This window comes from uncultured Bacteroides sp. (assembly GCF_937912035.1).
Lineage (GTDB): Bacteria > Bacteroidota > Bacteroidia > Bacteroidales > Bacteroidaceae > Phocaeicola.
On sequence record NZ_CALDPF010000006.1, the window covers coordinates 1 to 5155 of the forward strand.

General features: G+C 48.0%; 3 protein-coding genes and 2 pseudogenes. All 5 read right to left on the reverse strand.

Going from position 1 to position 5155, the window contains the following annotated elements; genetic code table 11:
• Positions 1–380 (reverse strand): annotated as a pseudogene (locus Q0486_RS00810) (AAA family ATPase); the annotation flags it as partial.
• A gap of 344 nt (positions 381–724) precedes the next feature.
• Positions 725–2749, reverse strand: coding sequence for a conjugal transfer protein MobC (gene mobC, locus Q0486_RS00815; RefSeq protein ID WP_299229349.1), 2025 nt, complete (start codon positions 2747–2749; stop codon positions 725–727).
• A gap of 32 nt (positions 2750–2781) precedes the next feature.
• Positions 2782–4032, reverse strand: coding sequence for a conjugal transfer protein MobB (gene mobB, locus Q0486_RS00820; RefSeq protein WP_299229352.1), 1251 nt, complete (start codon positions 4030–4032; stop codon positions 2782–2784).
• Entirely contained in the window at positions 4011–4436 is a 426-nt protein-coding gene (gene mobA / locus Q0486_RS00825) for a conjugal transfer protein MobA (protein WP_299229355.1), read from the reverse strand. Before mobA ends, mobB begins: the two co-directional genes overlap by 22 nt.
• A 270-nt stretch (positions 4437–4706) precedes the next feature.
• Positions 4707–4886, reverse strand: a pseudogene (locus tag Q0486_RS16140) (hypothetical protein).
• Positions 4887–5155 lie beyond the last annotated feature (269 nt).

Here is a 5155-nt window from a genome sequence, read left to right on the forward strand (position 1 = left end):
GTTAATAATATACGGTTACGAGGTTCCAAGCCATAAGAACGCAGTAAGTCGGAACGATAATGTTCTTCTACAAGTTCCTTGCATAATTTCACAATATGAATTGGTAATATAAGCTCCTCAATTCGTTTGGAAGGTTTAAGTTCAACAAGATAGTTTTCAATTTCATTTAATGATGTTGTTACATTTTCTTTATTCGGTGGTATATTAAGTGCATTTTGTTCTACTAAAGCATTCAGTTCTTGTTCTAGCCTATTGGCCAATACGATATGTTGTTTATTACGCTCTTCTGCAATAATAGACTCCGTCACCCGGCGAAACATTTTTTTATCGCCAGAGACAACACTCTTTACGAGTTCTATTATAAGGTCAGCACGTGCCATAAATTGATATTATATGCATTACAATAGTTTATTTTACAAAGGTATGAAAACTAATTTATTCTCTGCATATATATGATTATATTTCTTTTCTGGAATGGTCTTTCGATAGCTTTACTTCAGATTCAATGTATCAGTCTTACTTGTAATATTCCTCATTCTGTACTTTCAGATATTTTTTTTGAAATATATCGAATAGGCAAGAGCATGACAGGCCGGTCTGCCATGCTTTTGTCCTTTCCTGAAAAACGGCTCTTTACGGCAATCTGCGGAAGTAAAGCCTGCGTAGCTTCCGGGATTGCCGTAATGTGCTGTGGGAAACATCTTGTTAGAACGCCGTTTCAGGATTAAGCCTGTTCTCCTTCATTACCTCCCAATAAATGTTTGAGTGCCGGGTCATTCTCAATACGGATCAGTTCGTTCTCTACCAGTTCGACAATATCCTGTTTGATTTGTCGGTAGTTCGCTTGTATCTGCTGTTCCATTGTATCATTGCCGTCCTCGTCCAGAAAGCTGCTGATTTCGGGAATAGGTTGATAGGCTGCCGTTTCCTTTTGCACAGCTTCATTATCCACAACAATCTGTGCATGGAAGATTTTCTGGTCTATCGTTTCACCAAAATTGTCAGCTACGGCTCCAACAAACATACCTTGCGATAACGTACTTATTTTGCTGGCAGGTATAAGACTGTCCAGTTGGGTATTGATAGAAGTGGATGTATCATTGCGATTGATGCTCATGGATTCTCGTTTTTGCAGGATTTTCCCGAACCGTTCCGATAATGTTTTAGCCGTTTCGCCTACTACTTGACCGCTGAATACATTGCCGACAGTTGACATGATTACAGCGGCCTCTTTGTCTCCGTAGTCACGCTTTAACTGGCTGAAATCCTGAAAACCTAACACGACTGCGACCTTGTTGCTTCGTGCCGTGGCAATAAGATTATCCAGACCTTTAAAGAAGATAGTTGGTAGCTCGTCAATAATCACACAACTTTTGAGTTGCTTCTTCTTATTTATGAGTTTAACGATTCTCGAATTATAGAGTCCCAATGCTGCTCCATAGATTGAAATTCTGTCGGGATTGTTGCCCACACATAACACTTTCGGTTCTTTGGGATTATTAATATCCAGCGTAAAGTCACTGCCGGACATTACCCAATAGAGTTGCGGACTTATCAGTCGGGACAGCGGGATTTTGGCAGATGCAATCTGCCCCATTAACTGCTCACTGGCACCGCCTTTCCATGCGTCAATGAACGGACTCAGATAGTTCTCAAGTTCGGAATAGCTTGTCAGAATGGTGAATACATCCTCGTACCTTTTGTTTAGTAGTTCTATCGCATGGGGGAATGTACAATACTTGCCGTCTTCATAGATTTTTAAAAACCATATTATCGCCGTAAACAGGACAATCGGGGATTCCACAAAGAAGTCCCCCTGCTTCTGCACCCACGACTTATTGAGGTTGAGCATAATGGTATAGGCACTTTCGTATGCGTCCGTAATATCCTCCATGAAATCCGGGTGTATGGGATTGCAACGGTGCGAACGTCGCGGATCGTCGAAGTTGATTACATAGAACTTCGGCTGTACCTTGTATCCATCAGGATGATTCATCAGGTGGTTGTAGGCAATGGTCGAGAGGTCGGGAAACTTAAAATCATAACAGTACATCGAAAAGCCTTTTTCAATCTGCTGCTTGATAAAGTTATTCACCACTGCGTAGGATTTTCCACTGCCCGGTGGGCCTAACACGATGGACGCGCGGAAAGGATTCACGACATTTATCCAACCGTCGTTCCAACGCTTCTTATAATAGAACCGCGTCGGCAGATTGACCGAATACTCGCTTTCGAGAAGCCGCGTTTCCTGCATGAAGCTCTCGTTCTCGTTGTTGAACACGTCGTCCATCAGGTTGTGCTTCAAGAGGCGGCTCATCCAAAGACCTCCCATCAGCAGGCAGACATATCCCGTGCCGATAGTCAGGACATAAAAAGCCGTGATTGCGGGAACAGGCAACGGCAACGCCAGTATCCACCAGTTCAGGAAAAACAGCACGAACCCGGCGGCAAGTGCCGTCCAAATCCTTCTCCAAGTGATTTTCTCGCCCTTGACGCCTTTCGTGCCCAGACAGGACAGGGCAAGCAGGAGGACGGAAAACAGTTTCGTGTACAGGATGGAGTGGAACAGCCCCGCCGTGCGGTTGAAGTTCATCAGAATCTTGTCCACCACGCCGATGTTCACGCCCCACAGCCGTATGGCTTCATAGCAGAACCAGTACACGTTCATGACCACTAAAATAATACTCACGGCACGCAGGAAATCCATGATTTTCGCCAGTGCCCTCAAATCGTCTTCTTGTTGTGACATACGTTGAAAATTTTTAATTGTTGATACTTCTGTTACATTCCCAAGCCCTTGCGCTTCTTCTTTTTCCTCTTGCGCTGCATCGCCCGGATGAAGGCTTCCTCCTCGGCATCCACCGCCGGACCTTCGGGAGAGAGCAAGCCCATGCCGCCCTCCGTGTCATCATACCCGGAAACGGCCGGCCCGCACATATCTTCCCCGTTTTCCACCGGAATGGAAAGCGTGAGCGGCGGCTGTCCGGCATAAGGCAGCGTGAAGTGTTCCTGCAAGGCATTGGCGGAAAGTTCCTTGCCCATGCGTGAGCCGTTCAGCACACTTCCCGTGCGGTGGTCAATGAAAGTGACCCCATAGATGCGCCCTTCCTCCGTATGGCGCAACACCGTATCAATCCCTTTCTCCTTGAGCCGGGAAACGAACTTCTCCTTGTCATGCGTGTTTTCCAGCACGGAAAGGACGGTGCGTTTCGTCATTTCGGCGAGCTTCCTGTCTTTAATCTCTTGTTTGGAACGGGCAAATTTCCTCTCTACGGATTCATAGCCGACAGCCTTTCCGAAGAGCGAGGACTTGAAAGGGTTGCCCACCTTGTCGCCGGCATCGTCTGTGGCAGAATAAACCAGCCCATGATACTCCCTTCCGCGCACATTGCCCTGCGCTTCCTCCACCGTCACATTATACAAGGAAAGGAGGGCACGGTATTCACCCATCGACTGGAAACGGTACTGAGCGTTCAACGCCTTGACCGTGTTCCCTACCTGCTTCTTCACATCGCCTGCCGAAGCGTCCACCTTGTGCAGCGGTGTATCAAGACGGCGATTCCGGCGTTCCGCATCGTGAAGCCCGTACTTCTGTTCCAGCTCACGTGTAATCTGCTTGCTGCGGTAGAAATTGTTTCGGGTGTCGATGCTCCTGCCGTTTTCGTCCACCCTGACCGTCACGATATGCAGGGGGTGGCGGTTGATGTCCTCGTGTTTGAACACAAGATACGGCTGGTTGCCGTAGCCCATCTTTTCCAGATACTCGCGTGCGATGTCCTGAAGCTCCGTGTCGGTCAGCACATCCTCCGGGTGCGGGTTGAGAGATATATGCACCACCGGTTTCTCCACCCTCGACTGTGCGGGCATGAAGGATAGAAAATCCTCCATAGCCCTATGGATGTCCACCGTTCCCGAACCGTCATTGTAGATGCGGTTGGCGGTGAGCAGCCGCCCTTTCGCTTCGTTAATCTTCTCCCCGTTGTAGGCGAGTGCGCCGTACAACGAATTTCCTACACTGATTTTTGCGACCATTTCGCCTCCAGCTCTTTTGAAAGTTCCACAATCTGACGGCTCAGTTTCACGAGTTCCACGGTCTGCCCTTCCAGCTTGTAGAGCAACGCCATCGCCTTTTTCTCGGAGAAATGGCAACGCAATTCCTTCACGACTTGGTTGTAGTTCGTGCCGACAGCGCGGAACTGCGCATGAAAATCAGACAGCTTGGTGTAGTAGTCCACCAGCGTCCTGTCCACTTTCATCACCTTGAAAGACTGCCCGAAGAAGTGCGCCTTGATGAAAACCGACTTGGCGTAAACACCCGATTTCTCGAACATGGAGAGGAAACGGTTGTGTTCCTCCTCGTTGAAACGGACGGTGTAGCGGAACACCGCCGGATCAATTTTGGGATTTCTCCCTGCCTTACTCTTTTTTTCACTCATTTAAAATTGGATTTAGCGGTTTGACGGCATAAGCCGCTGCTTCGGGGCACAGATACCGCAGGTTTGAAAGGCTTCCCGACTTCGGAGGGAAAGCCCGCCCCCTGCAAGGGCAAGGCGTTTTCCGGGATGCTCAAAATATTTTGAGCGGCTGAAAACATACCTTGCTATGTTCAGGTGAACATAAAAATCCGCCTCCGGACGGATTGGGGGAATACCTTTCAAACTCCGGGCTGCGCCACCGGCTGCGTACCCTGCCGTTCGGGTGCAAAGTTAGGGTGATAAATCCGTGTCTGACAGAGGCGTAAGTGTGCCGAATGATGCCAATCGGCGCAACATGCTGCCACTTGCCGGAGAAGTGATACAAGTACTGAAAATTCATTGTTTATTTGCAGCGTGATTCGGATGTGGGACTGAAAATACACTCCTTCCGCCAGATGTTCGGACATCAATCCAAACGGATGAAAACAGGTGTACATATTCAGCCGGTTTTCCAAGCACACGTCCATGCGGACGGATAAAGGCGTGGGTGATTGGACAGACCGATGAATGCCCGCAGGCACAGCCGGATTAAAGAGTGAATAAATAAATGGAAGTGCGTGCGTATGTATGAATGGCAATACGCTACCGCTACCGGACAGATGTATAACCAAATAAATTATCAGACAAATGAAAGAAGCAACTTATGTGGCAATCTCCACGCAGAAAGGTGGAGCGGGTAA